The sequence below is a fragment of the Vreelandella sp. V005 genome (assembly GCF_052645115.1).
In genome coordinates this window covers 149,818-168,098 of record NZ_JBQXYA010000007.1, presented here as the reverse complement: position 1 = coordinate 168,098, position 18,281 = coordinate 149,818, and the positions used below count along the sequence as shown (strand labels likewise).

Annotated in this window: 21 protein-coding genes; 7 read left to right on the top strand and 14 right to left on the bottom strand. The window is 52.6% G+C overall.

Annotated features, from left to right (window positions below):
• Positions 1–50 precede the first annotated feature (50 nt).
• Both ACUN8H_RS15555 and ACUN8H_RS15550 read left to right on the top strand, forming a co-directional pair.
• Positions 51–1,937, top strand: a complete 1,887-nt coding sequence (locus tag ACUN8H_RS15555) for a copper resistance system multicopper oxidase (RefSeq protein WP_445532971.1) — start codon at positions 51–53, stop codon at positions 1,935–1,937.
• 9 nt (positions 1,938–1,946) lie between these two features.
• Positions 1,947–2,717 (top strand): copper resistance protein B, encoded by a 771-nt coding sequence (locus tag ACUN8H_RS15550; RefSeq protein WP_445532970.1) that lies wholly within the window; start codon positions 1,947–1,949, stop codon positions 2,715–2,717.
• A 155-nt stretch (positions 2,718–2,872) separates the two neighbouring features.
• On the opposite strand, the gene ACUN8H_RS15545 is transcribed toward ACUN8H_RS15550, so the two are convergent.
• From ACUN8H_RS15545 to ACUN8H_RS15515, 7 genes are all read right to left on the bottom strand, one after another.
• A complete protein-coding gene (locus ACUN8H_RS15545; protein WP_445532969.1) occupies positions 2,873–3,190 on the bottom strand; it encodes a hypothetical protein in 318 nt (105 codons plus the stop codon).
• Positions 3,191–3,431: 241 nt separating this feature from the next.
• Entirely contained in the window at positions 3,432–4,115 is a 684-nt protein-coding gene (locus ACUN8H_RS15540; RefSeq protein WP_445532968.1) for a DUF3047 domain-containing protein, read from the bottom strand.
• A 1-nt stretch (position 4,116) separates the two neighbouring features.
• Positions 4,117–4,287, bottom strand: a complete 171-nt coding sequence (locus ACUN8H_RS15535) for a zf-HC2 domain-containing protein (protein WP_445533017.1) — start codon at positions 4,285–4,287, stop codon at positions 4,117–4,119.
• 155 nt (positions 4,288–4,442) lie between these two features.
• Positions 4,443–4,913 carry a hypothetical protein gene (locus ACUN8H_RS15530; RefSeq protein ID WP_445532967.1) on the bottom strand — a complete coding sequence of 157 codons (471 nt, stop codon included), beginning with the start codon at positions 4,911–4,913 and terminating at the stop codon, positions 4,443–4,445.
• A complete protein-coding gene (locus ACUN8H_RS15525; protein ID WP_445532966.1) occupies positions 4,913–5,479 on the bottom strand; it encodes a sigma-70 family RNA polymerase sigma factor in 567 nt (188 codons plus the stop codon). The genes ACUN8H_RS15530 and ACUN8H_RS15525 overlap by 1 nt, the downstream gene beginning before the upstream one ends.
• A 61-nt stretch (positions 5,480–5,540) precedes the next feature.
• Positions 5,541–5,849, bottom strand: a complete 309-nt coding sequence (locus tag ACUN8H_RS15520) for an EthD family reductase (RefSeq protein WP_445532965.1) — start codon at positions 5,847–5,849, stop codon at positions 5,541–5,543.
• A gap of 61 nt (positions 5,850–5,910) precedes the next feature.
• Positions 5,911–6,468, bottom strand: a complete 558-nt coding sequence (locus ACUN8H_RS15515; RefSeq protein WP_445532964.1) for a carboxymuconolactone decarboxylase family protein — start codon at positions 6,466–6,468, stop codon at positions 5,911–5,913.
• A 194-nt stretch (positions 6,469–6,662) separates the two neighbouring features.
• On the opposite strand from ACUN8H_RS15515, the gene ACUN8H_RS15510 reads away from it, so the two are divergent.
• The 4 genes from ACUN8H_RS15510 (at position 6,663) to ACUN8H_RS15495 (ending at position 9,824) form a co-directional block, all read left to right on the top strand.
• Positions 6,663–7,376, top strand: a complete 714-nt coding sequence (locus ACUN8H_RS15510; RefSeq protein ID WP_445532963.1) for a c-type cytochrome — start codon at positions 6,663–6,665, stop codon at positions 7,374–7,376.
• Between the two features lie 151 nt (positions 7,377–7,527).
• Entirely contained in the window at positions 7,528–7,875 is a 348-nt protein-coding gene (locus tag ACUN8H_RS15505) for a hypothetical protein (RefSeq protein WP_445532962.1), read from the top strand.
• An 87-nt stretch (positions 7,876–7,962) separates the two neighbouring features.
• Complete coding sequence (gene lgt / locus ACUN8H_RS15500; RefSeq protein ID WP_445532961.1) at positions 7,963–8,754, top strand: prolipoprotein diacylglyceryl transferase; 792 nt, start codon at positions 7,963–7,965, stop codon at positions 8,752–8,754.
• Positions 8,754–9,824, top strand: a complete 1,071-nt coding sequence (locus ACUN8H_RS15495; protein WP_445533016.1) for a L,D-transpeptidase family protein — start codon at positions 8,754–8,756, stop codon at positions 9,822–9,824. The genes lgt and ACUN8H_RS15495 overlap by 1 nt, the downstream gene beginning before the upstream one ends.
• Positions 9,825–9,919: 95 nt before the next feature.
• Here the strand turns inward: ACUN8H_RS15495 and ACUN8H_RS15490 are convergent, their stop codons facing one another.
• Complete coding sequence (locus ACUN8H_RS15490) at positions 9,920–10,384, bottom strand: DoxX family protein (protein ID WP_445532960.1); 465 nt, start codon at positions 10,382–10,384, stop codon at positions 9,920–9,922.
• An 807-nt stretch (positions 10,385–11,191) separates the two neighbouring features.
• On the opposite strand from ACUN8H_RS15490, the gene ACUN8H_RS15485 reads away from it, so the two are divergent.
• Positions 11,192–11,887: a haloacid dehalogenase type II gene (locus ACUN8H_RS15485; protein WP_445532959.1), complete on the top strand. Its 696-nt coding sequence runs from the start codon at positions 11,192–11,194 to the stop codon at positions 11,885–11,887.
• Between the two features lie 229 nt (positions 11,888–12,116).
• On the opposite strand, the gene ACUN8H_RS15480 is transcribed toward ACUN8H_RS15485, so the two are convergent.
• The 6 genes from ACUN8H_RS15480 to ACUN8H_RS15455 form a co-directional block, all read right to left on the bottom strand.
• Entirely contained in the window at positions 12,117–12,635 is a 519-nt protein-coding gene (locus ACUN8H_RS15480; protein WP_445532958.1) for a peroxiredoxin-like family protein, read from the bottom strand.
• A 133-nt stretch (positions 12,636–12,768) separates the two neighbouring features.
• Positions 12,769–14,211: a dihydrolipoyl dehydrogenase gene (locus tag ACUN8H_RS15475; RefSeq protein WP_445532957.1), complete on the bottom strand. Its 1,443-nt coding sequence runs from the start codon at positions 14,209–14,211 to the stop codon at positions 12,769–12,771.
• Positions 14,212–14,381: 170 nt separating this feature from the next.
• Positions 14,382–14,894, bottom strand: coding sequence for a hypothetical protein (locus ACUN8H_RS15470; RefSeq protein WP_445532956.1), 513 nt, complete (start codon positions 14,892–14,894; stop codon positions 14,382–14,384).
• 28 nt (positions 14,895–14,922) lie between these two features.
• Entirely contained in the window at positions 14,923–15,480 is a 558-nt protein-coding gene (locus ACUN8H_RS15465) for a DinB family protein (RefSeq protein ID WP_445532955.1), read from the bottom strand.
• 77 nt (positions 15,481–15,557) lie between these two features.
• On the bottom strand, positions 15,558–15,806 hold the full coding sequence (locus ACUN8H_RS15460; RefSeq protein ID WP_445532954.1) for a hypothetical protein: 249 nt from the start codon (positions 15,804–15,806) through the stop codon (positions 15,558–15,560).
• 57 nt (positions 15,807–15,863) lie between these two features.
• Positions 15,864–18,167, bottom strand: a complete 2,304-nt coding sequence (locus ACUN8H_RS15455) for a PqqD family peptide modification chaperone (RefSeq protein WP_445532953.1) — start codon at positions 18,165–18,167, stop codon at positions 15,864–15,866.
• Between the last annotated feature and the right edge of the window lie 114 nt (positions 18,168–18,281).

The following is an 18,281-nucleotide window of genomic DNA, read 5'->3' as shown; positions in this document are numbered from 1 at the left end:
TCAGCTTCTTCCATCAAGATGGTGCCATTCATCATTGATGGGAGTTACACATGGCACGCTCAAGCATCATTTCTCACCCGCTTTCTCGTCGGCAGGTCCTAAAAGGCGGGGCAGCCTTAGGGTTAGGTTCCGCTGCGGCAATGGGATTAACCCCCGCCTGGGCAAACCCCTGGGGCCGCAGCAATGTCTACGCGCAGGGCGTTGAAGAAGGCCCCGAAGTATCACTGGCCATCCGTCGCGAATCACACCCGATTGATGGTCAGGAGGCGACCCCCATTACCATCAATGGCACCAGTCCAGGCCCGATGATTCGCTTACAAGAAGGGCAGGACGCGGTGCTTCGCGTCACTAACCTGCTTGATGAACCTACTTCTATCCATTGGCATGGCCTCATCCTACCGCCGGAAATGGATGGTGTACCTGGGGTTAGCTTTGCCGGTATCGCCCCTGGTGAAACCTTTACCTACCGCTTCCCCGTACGCCAAAACGGCACCTATTGGTACCACAGCCACTCCGGTATGCAGGAACAGTTAGGCCATGCCGGGCCGCTGATTATCGACGCCGCCGAGCGCGAGCCTATCCGTTACGACCGTGAGCATGTGTTACTGCTCACCGACTGGACCTTTGAAGACCCCATGTCGGTGTTCCGTAATCTGAAAACTATGGAAGGCTATTACAACTTCCAAGAACGCACGATTGCTGATTTTTTCGCCGATGTACGCGAAAAAGGTTTCTCACAAACCGCTGAAATGCGCGGCATGTGGGCCCAAATGCGTATGAGCTCGCGGGATATCGCCGATGTCACCGGCAGCACTTATACCTACCTGCTCAACGGCCACTCCCCCCAGGAAAACTGGAACGCACTGTTCAAGGCAGGAGAGCGGATACGGCTACGCGTTATTAACGGCTCAGCCATGTCTTTCTTTGATGTTCGCATACCCGGCCTGAAGATGACCGTGGTAGCCGCTGATGGCCAGCCGGTGCAACCCGTTCCCGTTGATGAATTCCGTATTGGCGTGGCGGAAACCTACGATGTGCTTGTTTCACCTGAAGACGACCGAGCATACACCATCTTCGCCGAATCCATGGATCGCAGCGGCTATGCTCGCGCCACGCTAGCCCCACGTGAAGGCATGCAGGCGGAGATTCCTGAACGCCGTCAAATTGCCGACCGCGGTATGGAAGCCATGGGTGCCCACGGTATGGGCGGGATGGATCATTCTGGCATGTCAAATATGGCGGGGATGGACCACTCCGGCATGTCGAATATGGAAGGTATGGATCATTCCAACATGTCGGAAATGGATCGCTCAAACATGTCGAATATGGACATGGATCATTCCAGCATGGCGGGGATGGACCACTCCAGCATGTCCAACATGCAAGGCATGGATCACTCTAATATGGGTGGCATGGCGGGTGAACAGGCGAAAATCGGCGAAAATGGCTTGCTCGTTGCCGGTGAAGCCCAGCCCGGCTCTCGATACGACCAGGCGGGCATCGGCATCGACCCTGATGAACGTCGTGTTTTAGTCTACCGCGATTTAAAAGCCTTCACGCCATGGCCCGATCGCCGCGAACCAGGCCGTGAGCTTGAGCTGCACCTGACCGGCAACATGGAACGTTACATGTGGTCATTCGACGGCAAGAAGTTTAGCGAAGTGACCGGCCCTATTCATTTTGTGAAAGATGAGCGGCTGCGTCTTATCCTCGTCAATGACACAATGATGGAACACCCTATTCACCTCCACGGCATGTGGATGGAGCTGGAAAACGGCCAGGGTGAATTGATTCCGCGCAAACACACCCTGAATGTGAAGCCCGGCGAACGCGTGTCTGCGCTGATCACCGCTGACGCCGAGGGCAGCTGGGCGTTCCACTGCCACCTTCTCTATCACATGGATGCCGGCATGTTCCGCGTTGTTCAGGTTTCTTAAGGAGGCAGTATGAATACCAAGCACTACTTAACCCTCGCCAGCGCCGCCCTCGGCATGGCCGCAGCCCCTACCGCTTTTGCCGAAGATGGCTATGCGGCTCCGGACCACTGGCCAGCTCCCACGATGGAACACAACATGGGCATGGGGCTGTTCGACCGGCTTGAATACACCGTTCCCGACAAAGGCCAAGACGCCGTGGCATGGGACTTTCAAGGCTGGTATGGCGGTGATATCAACCGTGTTTACCTGAAGTCAGAGGGCGAAAATGTCCAGGGCGATGGCGAAGATGCTGAGTTTGAATCCCTGGAACTACTCTACAGTCGCCTAGTGGCTGATTTTTGGGAGTTACAGGGCGGCGTGGGTTACCAGGGTGGCGTCTTTTCCGATGACCACGCTGAGCGAACCTATGGCGTAGTGGGCCTACAAGGTGTGATGCCCTATGGCATTGAGACTGACGTTGCCATGCAAGTGAGTGAAGATGGCGACGTGGCTGCCAGTTTTGAGGGTGAATACGATCTGCGACTCACACAGCGGCTCTACCTACAGCCGCGCACCGAAATCGCCGTGGCCGCCAGTGAAGTGGAAGAGTTTGGCGTGGGCGAAGGGCTTAACTCGGTTCGTGCTGGCCTGCGGCTAGGCTATGAAGTCACCCGCCGCTTCGCCCCCTACATCGGTGCTTATTGGGAGAAAGAGTACGGTGATACAGCGGATCTATCCCGTGCCCGTGGGGACAACACGGAAGATACTGGGGTCGTTGCTGGTGTTAAACTGATGTTTTAACCATCTAAAAGTGTGTAGCTTTTAACGTCACCAAATGGTGGCTTTTTTTTATTATTTTTAATTTTTAAATTCATCTCCGAGGATGTCGCTACCAAGCAGCACTTCTATTTGAAACTTGGACAGTTTGAATTTGATTTCCAACAGGCCCTTAGCATCTACAAAGCTATCGGGCGATTAGCCCACATTGTGGTTGAGGATAATGCCCATACACCTGACTGAGGCGTGCCGGTCATATAGCGATACAGCAATTGGGCGATGCTTTCTAGCTCATGGCTTCGCTTGGTATGAGTATTGCCTTGAAATTGCTTCGCCAGCTCGTCGCTCATGCGTTCGCCGATCAACAGGTGCATGTAGGTGATGGCACCAGTACCCAATCCACCGGAGCTTTTGCCATTCACCAGCAACGCCTTGAACTCTGACATGGTCACTCGTCCTAGCCGCGCCGCCAGCCACTCCGGCGATCCTAGTGGCATTGTGAGTATTTGCTTCATGCCTCTGTTGGCGATAAGGAGACTAACTTTTTACCAAGTGATTTGGTAGGCCAAGGAAGCGCTAATGCTCGTTAGTATTAATGCATGTTAACGATAATTGGGCTATTAATTAATAGCCCAGATTTTTAATCTACGTGTATAAACAAAAGTCCTATGAAAAAGTCTTAGGATGCCATTATTTTGATATGTAAATGGTGTGAATATCTAAGGCAAGTCTATACATTTACTGCGGGCACGTTGGTTTGCTTTTAGTGTTTGAAAAACCTAAGTGGGTAAACCAAGCGGTTGCATTAACACCTGCATTATCACCATCGCTCATTAAAGCAACACCATCGATATAGCTAGGGTTACTTCCAAAGAGTGCAGCGAAGTCAGCACGTACATCACGCACTTCAGCTATCCAGTCGCCAACACGATGTTCTCCACTTTGTAACGCCATTAAATTCGCCCGATGAGTAAACGCATTAGGCCAGATAGCACCCTGTGGCTGGGTAGAAGCCCATACATAGTTTACAGACTCCACCTGCCATGGAAGAAGCCCTGTTTTATGGGCCACATAAACGCGAGCAGGATAATCATCGCCAGTTTTAGTGGTTTCATCCAACCCCGGATAAGTGTTGCTTACTTTCCAGCACCAATGCAGATAGGGCGTTTCATTAAGATCAATTTCACGTTCAAGGTAGCGGGCAGACGCTTGACCTTGGGATTGTGCTTCTAGCACACGACGTCCTGACTTCTCAACGATAGTGTACCGTGTATCGCCTTCAAAGCTTCGAGTGGGCCATGTCATGATTTGGTTAGGAGTGAAGTGAATTTCCTGGGCGAGCGCCGTATTTACGAGAAATAGTGCGCTACATAAGCTAGCGCCTCTTATCAAGGCGACACTGGTACGCTTAGTTCGGCTCATGTCAGTCATCTTTATTTTTGGATGTATGTGGAAGGGAGGGGTGGTGTTTGCCAAGTTGGTGCAGAAGATAGAACTGGCGGGCGCAGGTGCGGCAAGCCCCGCACATTGAAAGATGAAATCGCAAGGCAGTGCTTTCACGAAAGGTGAGTGCTCTATCCTGTTTGAGTGACATTAAACGCGTTGCTTCGCGGCACATCATCATAGCGTAACCCCTCTCAAGAGTATTGGTCGGCGTTTAGTCATCGCCTAACGTTCAGTGCCTTTGAAACTAAATTCCTTACAAATGGAGGCGTTGACACAATTTGTAATACAGATCTTCAAAAAAACCTAGCGGCTCAATGAGTTAAGCTGCTCAAATGAATCCCGTAGCGCGTTAACACCCGTGACCCCCTGTATGGTTTCTTGGCGTTGTCCTTGAGCGTCAAATAGCAATATCGTGACATGGCCGACACCTTGCTGACTGGCGAATTCAGCCCCTTTTGTAGTGTTGATATCCGCAATGCGCCAAGCCGGTGGAGCTTCCATTTCAGCGAGTGCTGTTTCAGCATTGGCCTTTAAACGCTGACAAAGAGGACAGCTATGATCATGAACTTGAACCGCTACCGGCGTGCCGCTGCCAATAACGCTAAGATCCGATTCTGCCCGTGCGGTGTGTTCGTTAGCGATTAACCAGGCCGCCGGAACGGCTAGAAACGCCAGTGCAATGAGTGATTTCTTAACCAGGGCTGTTATTTTTTTAGGTGGTTTACTAGATGCTTTCTTTTGACGGGAAGAGGGTGTTTTTCGCTGTTTGTTCATTAGGTTAACCAGCCTTTTTCAATACAATCACGCAGCCGTAAGCGTGCACGGTGCAATATTACCCAACAGTTTGCATCGCTAAGCGTTAATGCTTCACAAATCTCCTGGGTGGTCAGCCCCATTAACTCACGCATAGTGAATACCTGGGCAATATTCTCAGGCAGTACCATCAAGCAGGTGTCGAGTAAACGCCAAAACGCTGCGTTTTCGAGTACTTGGTCTGGTTCACCCCAAGGGGTGGGTTTGCTGGCGGCTTGCCAACGCCCATTTTCTTTAAATAGGTTTTCAAACGAGTCTTCATCGCTCAGCTCATCATCTTGCCAAGAGAGGTAGCGACGTTCATAACGAAATCGCTCAAGAATTTTATTTTTTAAAATACCAAATACCCAGGTTTCAAAAGCCGAACGTCCCGAGAAGGATTGGTGCTTCTCTAATGCGACGATCAAAGTATCCTGCACTGTATCTTCAGCAGCGGCGCTGTCTCGTAACTGTAAGCGTGCGAAGGCGACAAGCTTGGGCCGCATGGCAGCAATGTGGTCTTCAATCGATTCCATGTCGGTCGTCACGGCAGCGTCCTCATGGGCAAATTGAGTTCATAATAATCACCATTCATCATTACATGCCGGCCTAGTTGGGCGTATCAATAACTTCGTTCACCTGCAACAAGGGTTCGGCATTGGTGAAATTGGCAATATCGGCAAGTAACTGGTCACCAACAGCGGCAAACGCAGACTCGAAGCATTTGGCCGAGTCAAATCCTAGGTGCGCGACCAAATGGTAGGGGGATTGAGGGTCGAGACGACGGTGTACGCGGAGATAGCGTAATCCATGCTCGCTTAATAAGTCATTGACCAATGCAGCATGGGTTTCAAGGTAATAGGCATCATCAAATTTGAGGGTGCCAGAATCGGGGTAAGCGATCATAACGTCGATCATCATTTTCTCCTAATATAAAAATGAGCCCATGACCGCAACGACGGCCACAGGTTAATAGGTTTTATGACGCAGGCGCTTCCCAAGCTAAAGGCTTGAGCTCTTCATTGAGCGGTGTGCTTGCCACATGGTTGGTGTAGTTGGAAAGGGTTTTAAGGGCGCAAGCGATAACCAGCTCAAGCACCTGTTGCTGAGTGAAACCTGCCTCAAGAAATGCATCTAACTCGGTTTGCTCAGCCCAACCGCGCTGGGCGTTCAAATGGCGGGCAAAGCGAGTCACTGCAGCTAGTTTGGCATCATTAGGTGTGTTTCGAGCACGTAAATCCTTGATGACTTCGTCATCGGCACCGGCTTTCTTTATCCCACCGGTATGGGCTGCTACGCAGAATTCGCAGTGGTTATCAGCGCTAATGGCGAGCAATGCTGTCTGCTGTTCCACAGGGCTTAGGCTGGTTTTGGCATAAATACCGTCAAGCGTTAGATAGGCTTCGAGCAGCGCTGGTGCTTCCGCCATCTTGGCAAAGATATTAGGCAGGAAGCCCATCTTTTTTTCAGCGGCCTGAAGGTTTGCTTGAGCCTCTTTAGGTGCACTCTCAGCGATATGTAATGGAAAATCAGTCATTTCAAACTCCTTCTGATTAAAAAAAGATCGGCTACGCTGAGTTGTTAACTCGCCTAAATGATTATGGAACAGTCGGTTCATAATTGGCAATAAGAATGCTAAAAAAAGCAAAAAGAAGCGTAAGGAAAATGTGAGGACGTTCACTCATATAGCGAAACGGCAAATAAAAACCTTTAGCTACTAAGGTGAACCTCATGACACTAACTAAACAAAAACGTAGTGATTTGCTGCATAGGCTTCGTCACCATGTGCGTTACACCGCCCCCCTGTTAGTACTTGTAGTCGGCGGCGTCGCTTTAAGCGCTACGGCCAATGAGCAAAGCGTAGTTGCTAACGATCAATCGGCTTCGAGTGGACTCTTGCTGGCAAGTCATCACGCAGAGGCTGAGGCACAACCTGAAGGTGAAGCTAACGCTGAGGGTGAGGCAGAAGGTGAGAGTGAAGCAGAGGCCGAAGGTGAACCGGAAGGAGGCGCGGAGGGTGCGTCAGCGGGAGGTGTTCAGCCCAATGAGCGCACCCAATTAGTATCGCGACCCGAAGGTTATGTGCCTGGCTACGATGAAAACGGTGAGAATCCTAAGTCATTGATTGAGCGTGGTGCAGCGTTGTTCAACGACACATCGCTCAGTACTAATGGGCTTTCCTGTGCTAGCTGTCACGGCGGTGACGGCCAACAAGGCTATCAGTCAACGTTCAACCAGCCTTTCCCTCATCCAGTCGCCATGGGCACCAATATGTTTGGTATGGAGACCGTTCATGCAGATGAAATGATTCAACTTTGTATGGTAGCGCCTATGGCAGCAGACCCACTCCCTTGGGATTCTGATGAGCTAGCGGCCTTGGCGGCTTATGTCGTTCACGCACAGCAACGCTTCGCAGGCGAGGCAGACGGGCACTGCAATCGATAGTGCTTGATCAGAAAGGGAAGTTGGGCGACTTTCCGCTGATGAATGAAAGTCGCCTTTTGGACTGAGTGTTCTTTTTGTGGTAAAAACACTCGCCGGCGTTTGTTCGCACGGTTAAAAGACACTGATAGGTAGACATAGAAGATTGACTGACATGGCGAAAATGCGTAACGGACTTACTAAGCAACTGGCTGCCATGATGATGGTGGTCATCGTCATGCTGTCAGGCGCCAGTGTGAGCAGCATCGCTAAAGGAAGCTGCTTAGTCGATACGCCTGTGTCAGTGTCTAGTGTTGCTGACGCTCATTGCCTATCTCCCTCTGCGTTAGAGCAAGCCGCCGAGCATACCGATGCCTCTTGTTCTCCCTTTGCACCTGCGAGTGCCTGCGCGATGTCAGGCCCTGTTCTAACGCCTTCCCCACAAGGGTTGATGAAGGTGCCTTACCCGCAATCCCTTCCTGAGCAATTAGAAAAACCTCCCCGCTTTTTCTTGTCTTTCTAGCACCTTAAACGCTCTTTCATACCGCTTAGCGTTCATGGGGATATCCCGTGAAACCAAGGTATGCCTGTTAGAAAAACGGAGAAAGCAATGGACTATCCGGCGATTGATCCCGTTGCCGTGGCACTTGGGCCACTGGTGATTCATTGGTACGGATTAATGTATGTGGTGGGCTTCTTGTCTGCGTGGGGGCTGGGGCGCTGGCGTGCAGACTACCTAGGCCTCAGTAAAGATGATATCAGTGACCTGATGTTTTATAGCGCTGTCGGCGTGATTGTTGGCGGTCGGTTGGGCTACGCCCTTTTCTATGGCATGGAGCAGTGGTTAAGTGACCCGCTGTGGGTGTTGCAGGTCTGGGATGGCGGTATGAGCTTTCATGGTGGCCTCGTTGGCGTGATAGCTGCAGCACTTTTTTTTGCACGCAAAAAGCGACTCGCGTTTATCGATATCGCTGACTTCATTGCGCCTCTCGTGCCCATTGGCTTAGGCGCTGGGCGGTTGGGCAACTTTATTAATCAAGAGCTTCCTGGCCGTGTGACGGATGTGCCGTGGGCCCTGATTTTTCCGCAGGTAGGACCTGAGCCACGCCATCCCTCTGCGCTATACGAGATGCTACTGGAGGGGGTGGTGCTATTTGTTGTGCTCTTCTGGTTATCATGCCGCCCTCGTCAACGGGGGTTGCTATCCGGGGCTTTTCTATTCGGCTATGGCGTATTCCGCTTCGCGGTGGAGTTCGTGCGACTGCCCGATGCCCATATTGGGTTCATCGCCTTTGATTGGGTCACCATGGGTCATTTGCTGACACTGCCCATGTTATTAGGTGGCGCTGCCTTGATCCTGTGGTCACGTTCCCAGCCTGTTACTAGCGTTAAAGGAGCCTAATAATGAATTTAATGAACCCCACCAGTACACGCCGTATGTTTTTAAAAAAGAGCGTTCTCGCTGTCTGCAGTATGGCCGCTGTTAGCTCGTCAGTATGGCCTTTATTGGTTTATGGCGATGAGCAGGAGGTGCCTGACAACAACCATTACTCTATCCCTGAAAAGAGCAATATGATCGGTCAAGATTACCAGGTGATAGCTAGCCAAGAAGATACGCTTATTGATATCGCTCGTGTGCACAAGGTGGGCTACGAAGAGATTCTGTCTGCGAACCCTGAGGTCAGTGTGTGGGTGCCAGGTAAGGGAACGGCCGTTACCATTCCACGGCGCCATATTTTGCCTAACGAAGCGCGTAAGGGGATTGTGATTAACGTCGCTGAGCTGAGGCTATATTACTACCCGGAGATCAAGCCCGGTGAAACGCCACGGGTTGAAACCTACCCCATTGGGATTGGCCGTGAAGGCTTCAACACACCGCTGGGTATTACCAAAACAACGATTCGTTTAGAGAATCCAGCATGGTACCCGCCACGCTCTATGCGCCAGGAAGCCGCTGAGCGGGGAGACCCTGCACCGGCGGTGGTGCCTCCCGGCCCTGACAATCCGTTAGGTGAGCATGCGATTTTATTGGATATTCCTGGCTACTTAATTCATGGCACCAATCAGCCCGATGGTATTGGCATGCGCGCTAGCCGGGGCTGCATACGCATGTATCCAGAGGATATTGCCTCCATATTTGATAACGTGCCCAGTGGTACGCAGGTCAATATTATCGACCAGCCCGTTAAAGTGGGCGTTAGTGAAGAGGGCGATGCCTATGTGCAGGTCTTTAAAACAGTTGATAGCGATAAGGTAGGCGCTGACGAGCTGAAAGCGAGGCTGCGTTTGGAGTTGTCGGCGTCTGAGGAGAGTCTTGCAGGGCTGGATGATAACCGTTTGAAGGCGCTATTCGACCAGCCTGATGATCAAATAGTCGCGTTATCTGCACTTACTCAAGCACCGAAGGAGGGTGAAGCGGAAGCAGCAAGCATGGATATTTATCAAATGATAACGCAGACGCCTTCAACTTAAAGCTGTTGCTAATTGTTTGATGCCTCTTAGCGGCTAAAACTGAGTATAACACCTTCATGACGCTGCCTTGTCATGAAGGTGTACCACATAAATGCTTAATTTGGGTGTGGGTCGCGTGGACACATCTGGCGAGCCTTCCATGTTTTTGGTTTCTTAACGCTTGAAGCATCAATCGAAAAAGAGTCTTCCCGCTGAAATGCGATTAATAGCAGACTACCCGCAAAGATAATCAGCGAAGGGTAGAAGAGCACGTTGGTGCCCTCCAGGTACCAGCCGAGCGGGTCAATGATTGAGGGGAAAACGGCAACAAGAGAGGCCCCGTTAATCGCCACCTGTACGGGAAGTACCCAGCGGCGCATCAGCCCCACCAGAACCAATAAACCGATCACGATCTGTAACACGCCGAAAAGGTACAGAAGCACCTCTGCGGACATGAACGACAGGTAGTATTTCTCGCTGATTGCCGCGCTACCTTCGGTGTTGAGCAGCTTGTTGGCGCCCCAGAATAGCATCAAACCCGATAGTGAGATGCGCAGGAATAGCAGCGTTAGTGCTTTCATTCGAATGCTCCTTAGTTGTTGATTGCGTTGCTGAAGATGCCCATGAGCAGCTCGTTCAGTTCACTGGCAATGAGCGCCAGTCCATCGTCATCACCCTGTCGATTAGGAGCAGGCAGTGTTGGGGGGGCCGCAGCAGCATGGCGCTCCCTGGGCCATCCTCTTATATTCAACCTTCCTGCGTGCAATCTATGGATGCATCAGCATTGGAAGCCGTTAAACACCAATAAAGCTATACATGAGGTAAGCCTCACCAGTCGCTGTCTCAAGTGCTGAGCACTCAGTGTTAGTCAGTGTGGTTGGCGATGCAAACATCCGGAGTGGGTATGCATAGAATATTTCTGGGCTGATGACCGGCTTTCGTGGTAACTGAACCGATTACCTTACAGAGCAGCAATGCTTTTTTTGGGGCGCCTTGCCTTGGATAGCGGACGCGATGGGGGCATTTCTGTGCCATTAATGTTGACCTCATGCTTTGAGGTTAAAAATAAATACAAAACATAACAACCGTCGTAGACTATTGGGAATGATCAGTCCAAATCTCCGTTTAGCGCTTAACGGCTCGGCGAGGCAACATTATCTCAACAACAAACGCACTCCTTTCTGAGCACCGTGGAGCCCATGGCGATAGGCATTTCCCGCTATGGTCACGGGCATTGAAAACCGCACTGATCGTTTTGATAACATTGCTTTACTTGCTGACGAAATTTCCTAAAGGAGTGGTGAGCTCGGTTAAATTGATTACCCTGGTTTTGCCGCCAATCTGCCGTAACATGGCTTCGTAATCATGATAAATATAGGTGTGCCTAAATGATCCAAAAAACTTTAAAAGCAGAGCCACGCATCATTTTTTTTGATGTTGTTGAAACGGTTTTTTCTCTGGCTCCGCTGGAAGATAAGCTGACTGAGTTAAACCTGCCCGCCGGTACGGCTCGACTATTTTTCGCACAGTTGCTGAGAGATGCTTTCGCTCTCTCGGCCAGCGGCGTCTTTCACCCCTTTCCAGACATTGCCAAAGGGACACTAACGGTCCTGCTGCACAGCCTTGGACGCGAGGCCGATGAAACCGCGTTGAAAGATATCTTGGGCGTTTTCTCCCAGCTCCCTGCCCATAAAGATGTCAAACCCGCGCTTGAAAGGGCGAAGAACTCAGAGTGCCAAGCCGTCCTGCTCACTAATGGCTCCCGCGCTAATACAGAGAAGCTGGTACGCGACAACGGCATAGAGCATCTGGTTGACGATATTGTATCGGTGGAGGATTTCAGCATCTGGAAGCCGCAAACAGAGCTTTACCGTCTGGCTGCATTGAAACACTCATGCGCACCTGCGAATGCTCTGCTGGTAGCTGCCCATGCCTGGGATGTTCACGGCGCGATTCAAGCCGGTTTTCATGGCATTTGGATTCAACGCCAAGAGTCGTTCTACCATCCCTTAATGGGTAACCCTGATGGGCAGGTTACTAGCTTGGTCGATGCAGTGGATCTTGGAGTTCAACGGCTCCGGTGAACATCGGCACACAGCAATGGCTTATTGGCACTCGGCGCGGCACACCAAACGCTCCCAAGGGGGCAAACAGCCAGCCTAACGTGAGATATTTAAGCTCCGGCCGCTCGGCCGGAGCTGGGTTTAAGTCTGCATGGAAATAGATTAGGCAAAAGATTGTTTTAACAATTTATTACTTTCGAAATCGACCTGGATGGTTTGCATCGTGGCGGTAACGCTTAAATAAAAAGTTTTAGCCGATGCCGCGAGGCGGGTAATTCTTGTCCTGGATAATCGAAATACCCATCTTGATCATTTCCAAATCGGGACGGCAGAAAGGCGCGCTAGAGATTTCCGCAAAATGTAGTCCGCCATCCGGGCGAATGAAAAACAGCCCCGGTTCGGCAAAAGGTTGATCGGTTTCTGTACTATCCAAGGGGGTAGAGATATATAGGCCTAAGTCACGCGCCTGATCGATACCAAGGCCGTACGCGACGTCGAAATTTAAGCCTACTTCATCGGCAAATTGTTTGGCTTTTTCCTCAGGGTCGGTGGAGACCGCAACGATCTGCACATTCCTATTATTGAAGTCGGCTTTCATATCATTAATCTGGCCGAGGTATTTTTTGCAGATGGGGCAGTGAAGACCCCGGTACATAACCAGCATTTGCCATTGGCCCTGCGGTGGCTGTCCTAGCGTCACCGTCTCACCAGTAACGGTCTTTAAATCAATAGCCGGAAAGGTTGCGTCAATTTTAGCGTGTGCTGACATCATATAACTCCTTTTAACGTGTGGCCCCTAACAGATTGTTTGTAAAAGGGGCATTGAGTGGACACCTCAATACGTGGAAGATTCCGGTTCACGTACAGTAGCTATAGTCGATCCGTTGCTATTCGTCGAAAGATTAAGTACCTGGCCCGCATTCCAAGCAGGGATCGATGTCGGTGTCGGCCTTGTTCATTTTTCCGTGCGCGTCTCTAAGTGCCGTACGCACCCCTTCCTCAATGACCGGGTGGTAGAACGGCATCGCCAGCATTGTGGAGATGGTCATGCGTTGCTGCGCGGCCCAGGCCAAGAGGTGGCCAATATGTTCAGCGGCGGGGCCAAACATCTCGGCGCCCACAAAAAAACCGCTACTGCGTTCTGCATACACTTTTAACATTCCACGGTTTTTTCCTAACACCTTGCTACGCCCCTGATCTTCAAACGTGCTTTTGCCCACGATATAGTTCTCGCGTTCGGCTGCCGGCATGCGGCCAACGCCGAGGCCCACGCTGGTTATCTGCGGGCTGCAGAACACCACGGAAAAGGGCGCCTTCCTTTCAGCAGGGATCACGTTTGGGTAACGGCCCGCATTGTCCCCGGCGATTCGGCCTTCATGAGCCGCTTCGTGAAGAACGGGTGCCTGTTGATTGGCGTCACCTACCAAGAAAACCGGGCTGTTTCCGCACTGGAGTGTCGATGATTCGTTTAGCGGGACGCCGTTGTCATCAAGAACTAGCCCGCTGTTGTGAAGAGCCAGTTCCTTAAGATTAGGCGAACGGCCTGTCGCCACCAGGATATAGTCAAATAGCTCCGTCAGTGCGCCCTTGTCGCGATGAACAAAGCTAATGGAAACTCCTTCCTCAACTGAGGAAACATCGGTTACCTCTGAGCGAGTGTCTAGATAGAACTCCTCGTTAAAACATTGTTCGGCATAATCGCGTATTTCCTTGTCAGCTAAGCCGCCAAGAGAACCACTTCGACCAAACATGCGCACGCGAACACCTAGGCGACTCAGTGCCTGTCCCAATTCCAAGCCGACTATGCCGGTTCCAAACACTGCCACCGATTCAGGCAGATCAGGCAATTCGAATAGGCTATCATTCACCAGCAGCCGTTTGCCCAACCCCTGAAACATATCGGGAATAGTAGGACTCGACCCGGTGGCAATCACGATTCGACCCGCCTTTATTTCAGTTCCTTCACCGACCGACAGCTTGCCCGGTGCCACGAAGCGGGCACTACCTACCAGCTTGTGAGCGGAGGGGATAGCGTCGATTGATGCCAGCACCGACCCGACAAATTTATTCCTTTCCTTGCGTACGCGTTCAAGGACTTTCTCGCCATTGACCACGATATTCTCTACCTGAATCCCAAACAGTTCTGCATTTGCTGCATCATGGGCACTTTCCGCCGCTGCGATCAGCAATTTGCTGGGCATGCAGCCTACCCGGGCGCACGTTGTACCGTAGTGGTTGCCTTCGATTAACACTAGATTATCGGTATGTTTGCGCGCGGCGTTATAGGCGGTGAGACCCGCTGTACCGGCACCTATAATCGCAACATCTACTTCTCTTGTAGCCATCTCATCGTCTCCAAATATAACCATTCGAATGGTGTTATTTACTTAACGGTAGGACGTCTGGAGAAGTTGAAACGCCAACCTCAAATTATTTTATGCTGACTAAAATCGAGGGAGACCACATCAACCAAGCGAGCCACACCGACTGTTAAGGGGGTATACGCGCGGCTACATTAAGGAGACACAGCGCTATCGCCTATTTGTTGAAATAAGGCATCTAACGTCTGAGCGGTATCGTCTAATTTAGGCGTGCTCTGGTTGATATAAGGAGCAAATACATAGCTAGGTATTTTCCATGACAGTGTCGCGCTGTCGGCTGAATCTTCAGTAACGTAGAACCGCAGTGGTGCTTCAATCATTGCCGGTACGCTTTCACGGATGATATCTACCGCAAAGTCGTTACGAAATACCCCGACGACTCGATTACCTGGAATGGTTTCGCCGCGCTGTGCAGCGGCCTCGGTTGGACCAGCTTCTGTAACAACTACCATCCCAGCATCAGAAACAGCCTGGTGTAGATCATCGAGTAGCGTCGCGTAGTTTTTCTCTGAAGCAATGACTGTCCAACCCTCTTCTGGCCAATCAATCGGCTCATTCGCGGATGCTTGGGTGATAAACGATCCACTGGCCCCTGCCACCATCAACACTGTAAGGAAATAGCGGGATTGTTTGATAAATGGGTCCATTGCTAGCTCTTCCTTATAAAAGAACGACTTAACGTATGCTTTTCTGCCAAAAGCGCTGCGTGGAGGGATGTACACCAAAATCGCTTGATAAGGCCATATTCATTGATTCGCATAACAGCCGGATAAGCGCCATATGGTGTACGGTATGGCTCATTAGAAACACCAGCTCACGACCTAGACTAGATGGTAGCGTAAGGCTATTACCCGGTGGCTCAATTGGGTAGTTAAGCATTATGGGTTTATCGGTAGATTGGTGGCTCAGCGCTTGTAGTTCAGTCCGAAGCTTGTCAACGGCTTGTGCCGCAACGCTGGGGTCTTCTTCTAGCGCTGCCTGCCGATCACGCTGTTCATAATCGATAGTATTTTTTTGGACGCTGTCTTTGAGGCCAGCCAGTAGCGTTTGATAATGCTCTAGTACATGGCGTACATGCTTACCCACTGACTGGGTTTCAAACAGCTGTTGATATAATGTGCAAGGCATTAGTAGGAGTAAATCGCTGAGCTGATTAAGTGGATAGATGTTTTCATCCACCAGCTCCTTACTCGTGGCGTATGGTTCAGCTGCGGACAATGAGTTAACGGACATAACGAAGCTCCTGATACGCTGAGCTGGCGACATCACCAGCTCAGCACAACACAGCAAATTACGCGTGCTGTAAATCGTTAACCGGCTTCGGCACCGCCTTCACCTTCACCTTCACCTTCACCTTCCATCTCTTCTTCCTCACCTTCGGCACCGCCTTCGGCCAGCATCATGGGCGCTTCCTGCATCGGCGTGAATCCTGTGTTGGGCTCGTCTGCCTGGGCTTGGAAAGCAAGACCGCTTGCCACCAGGGCGAGGGCAGGTGCGGTATAGCCGAACTGGCGGCTTAGACGGCTCAGTAAACGACGTTTAGCTTCGTGTTGAGACATGGTGTTTCTCCTTATAGTGTCACAAGCAAATGCGCCAAATGGCGCGCCTTCCTGCCGCTAAACCGCGGCTTGGGAAGAGGTTAAAAGCGGTGTCTGGCTAAGCCACTGGGTAACGGCCTCGACCTGCGTCGTGACCAGCCGGGCGCAGCGCGCGAGCTGGACCATGTGCTGCAGCGCGGTTAAGGCGTCAGGGCTTAATCCTTGTTGGTGTTCTGCTGTTTCCAAGGCTAGGGGCAGCAGGGCGCCGAGCCATTCAAGCGACGACGGTGCCTCCTGGCGGTCGCTCGGGGCTGCCTCAAGCCATAAAAGTCCAACGCAAGGGCCGCGTTCCTGAAACAAGAACCCGGCATTCTCAAACGGTACATTAAGCGGCTCAATGGTGTCCGGCGCGGCCAATGAAAAGCGTGCCCCGCGCGTCAGGGCAAGTCCGTGCTGCGCCGCCACCGACTTCAGTGTGTCTATCGCCTGGGCAGGCTCCTGTGCGGGCACAACGCAGACGATATGACCCTCCGGCCGACTCAGCAGGACGATGTCGAGCACCAGCTGCCCGTCACCAGTGGCGTGGGATAGGCAGTGCTGGGTGATGGCGGGGACGATGTCGTCGAGGTGCAGGCGCGAGCGAATCACCCGGCTGTCGTTAGTCAGGCAATAGCCGTTGGCACTTTCCAGTATGTGCAGCGACGCATCGGGGGCTTGTTTACCAGCCTTCAGTAGTGGCGCCAGTGTATCGGCAATGCGTGTTGCCACGGGCCCCTGGGGCGCGCTGATCGACCAGCGGCGCTGATCGAAGAACAGCGTGCTGCGCCAGGTAGCAGGGTGCTCGCGAGCGGGGGACGCCGTGATGGGCGCTGAAATATCGCTATCCCCAGGTGCCAGCAGGCCGTGCTTCCACCATAGCGATAACGTCGCCCACAGATCGCTGGCAAGTGTGGCAGCATCGACCTGCCCGCCGCTTGCTGCCTGGAGCTGCTCGATCACGCTCTCGATCGGCGCGCCTTCGCCGGCTAGCAGCCAGATCAGCGCCGCGCTGTCGTTAAGCTGGAAGTAGCGCCCGCTGGGGTGGTGGTAAAGCGCCAGCCACTCGCCGTCGATTAGCTCGCTGACATCGTGGCCGTGGAACGAGAGGCTCAGCGGGGCGAGCTCGGACGCCAAACGGTAATCGGCAAGGCTGGGTAGCCCGACAAAGGGTAGGTAGCGATTGGCATCCAGGGTCGGGTAGAGCGGTACAAACCCACCTGCCCGTTCACGCTCGGCCAACAGCGCCGCGGCATCGAAGGTCGTCGCGTCGTGGGGCGGCTGATCAAGCCCTGTCAGGGCAATCATGTCCTGGACCAGCCCGGTTTTGACGGCCTCTTCGACTACGCCGCCGTGCTCGGGCTTGGCGCAGGTGCCCAGCGAAGGGCTCAGGTTGCACTCCAGAATCCAGGGCTTGAGCTGGTCGTCGACCAGGCAGTCCAGGCCGATTAACTCGTAGCAGCCCCGCGGGTCGGCGCCGTCTTCCTGGGAGCGGGCGCGCATCGCATCGACGCCGGAGAGCGCGGATAGCGTGGCCAGATCCTGAAGCTGGCTAAACAGCGCCTGGTCGTCGTGGCCCTGCTCGCGAAGCCAGTGGCGATAGCGGTCAAGGTCGATAAACTCCACCGGAATCTCGGCGTCCAGGTTGAGCGCGTTGATGTCGGGGTTGGTCAACTGGCTAAAGGGGTTGTCGATGTCATCCGGGCTCCACGGCGCCGAGGCCAGCTTGGCAAAGCCCTGGTCGTAGAGATACACGCGTAGTGGGTCAATGCTGGCAATCAGCATATAAAGGCGCAGCACGTACTTGTGGCCGCGGATGGTGTGCGGGTTGGCAACATACTCTTGCACCAGCCAGTTTGGTGCTAGCGGCGCGGTGGTCGGGTCGCGCAACACCTGAACCCCTTGTCCCTTGGACGCATTGGTCGGCTTTAAAATCCAGCGCTTTTCGGGATGCGTGGCGGCGTCCTCGACCAGCGCCGGATAGTCGTGGGGCATTTCATAGGCGCGGGGGAAGAAATTCAGCCGCTTCGTGTTGGGATGCGCCTGACCGTAGTGGCGCCGGGTGCGTTCGCGCAGCGCCCTCAATCCCGCATGCAGGCGGCTTTTGACCGTGAGCGCGGCGTTGCCGGGAATGTGGTTCATCACACGGCTGGCAGACGTCGTCTTGAACGCTGCCCTGGGCGGCATGCCGGTGACCCAGGCCGCCTGCCAGTCCTGTTCATTTCCCTCTTTCCACCCCTTGGCTTGCAGCGTCTGGCGGAAAAAAAGATCCTGCTCAACATGGCGCTTACCGCTCAGCCAGAAGGTTGGAGCTGACGCAGACGAGCGTAGTGTGGAAGGGGGCATAACAGTGCTCCTGATGCATTGTTCTCATGTTCAGTGAGGCCGTCTTCAAAATACTTACAGCGTCACGTAGATTATTTTCCTGTGCTCTTGGAGAGTGCCATATAGCCAAACTCT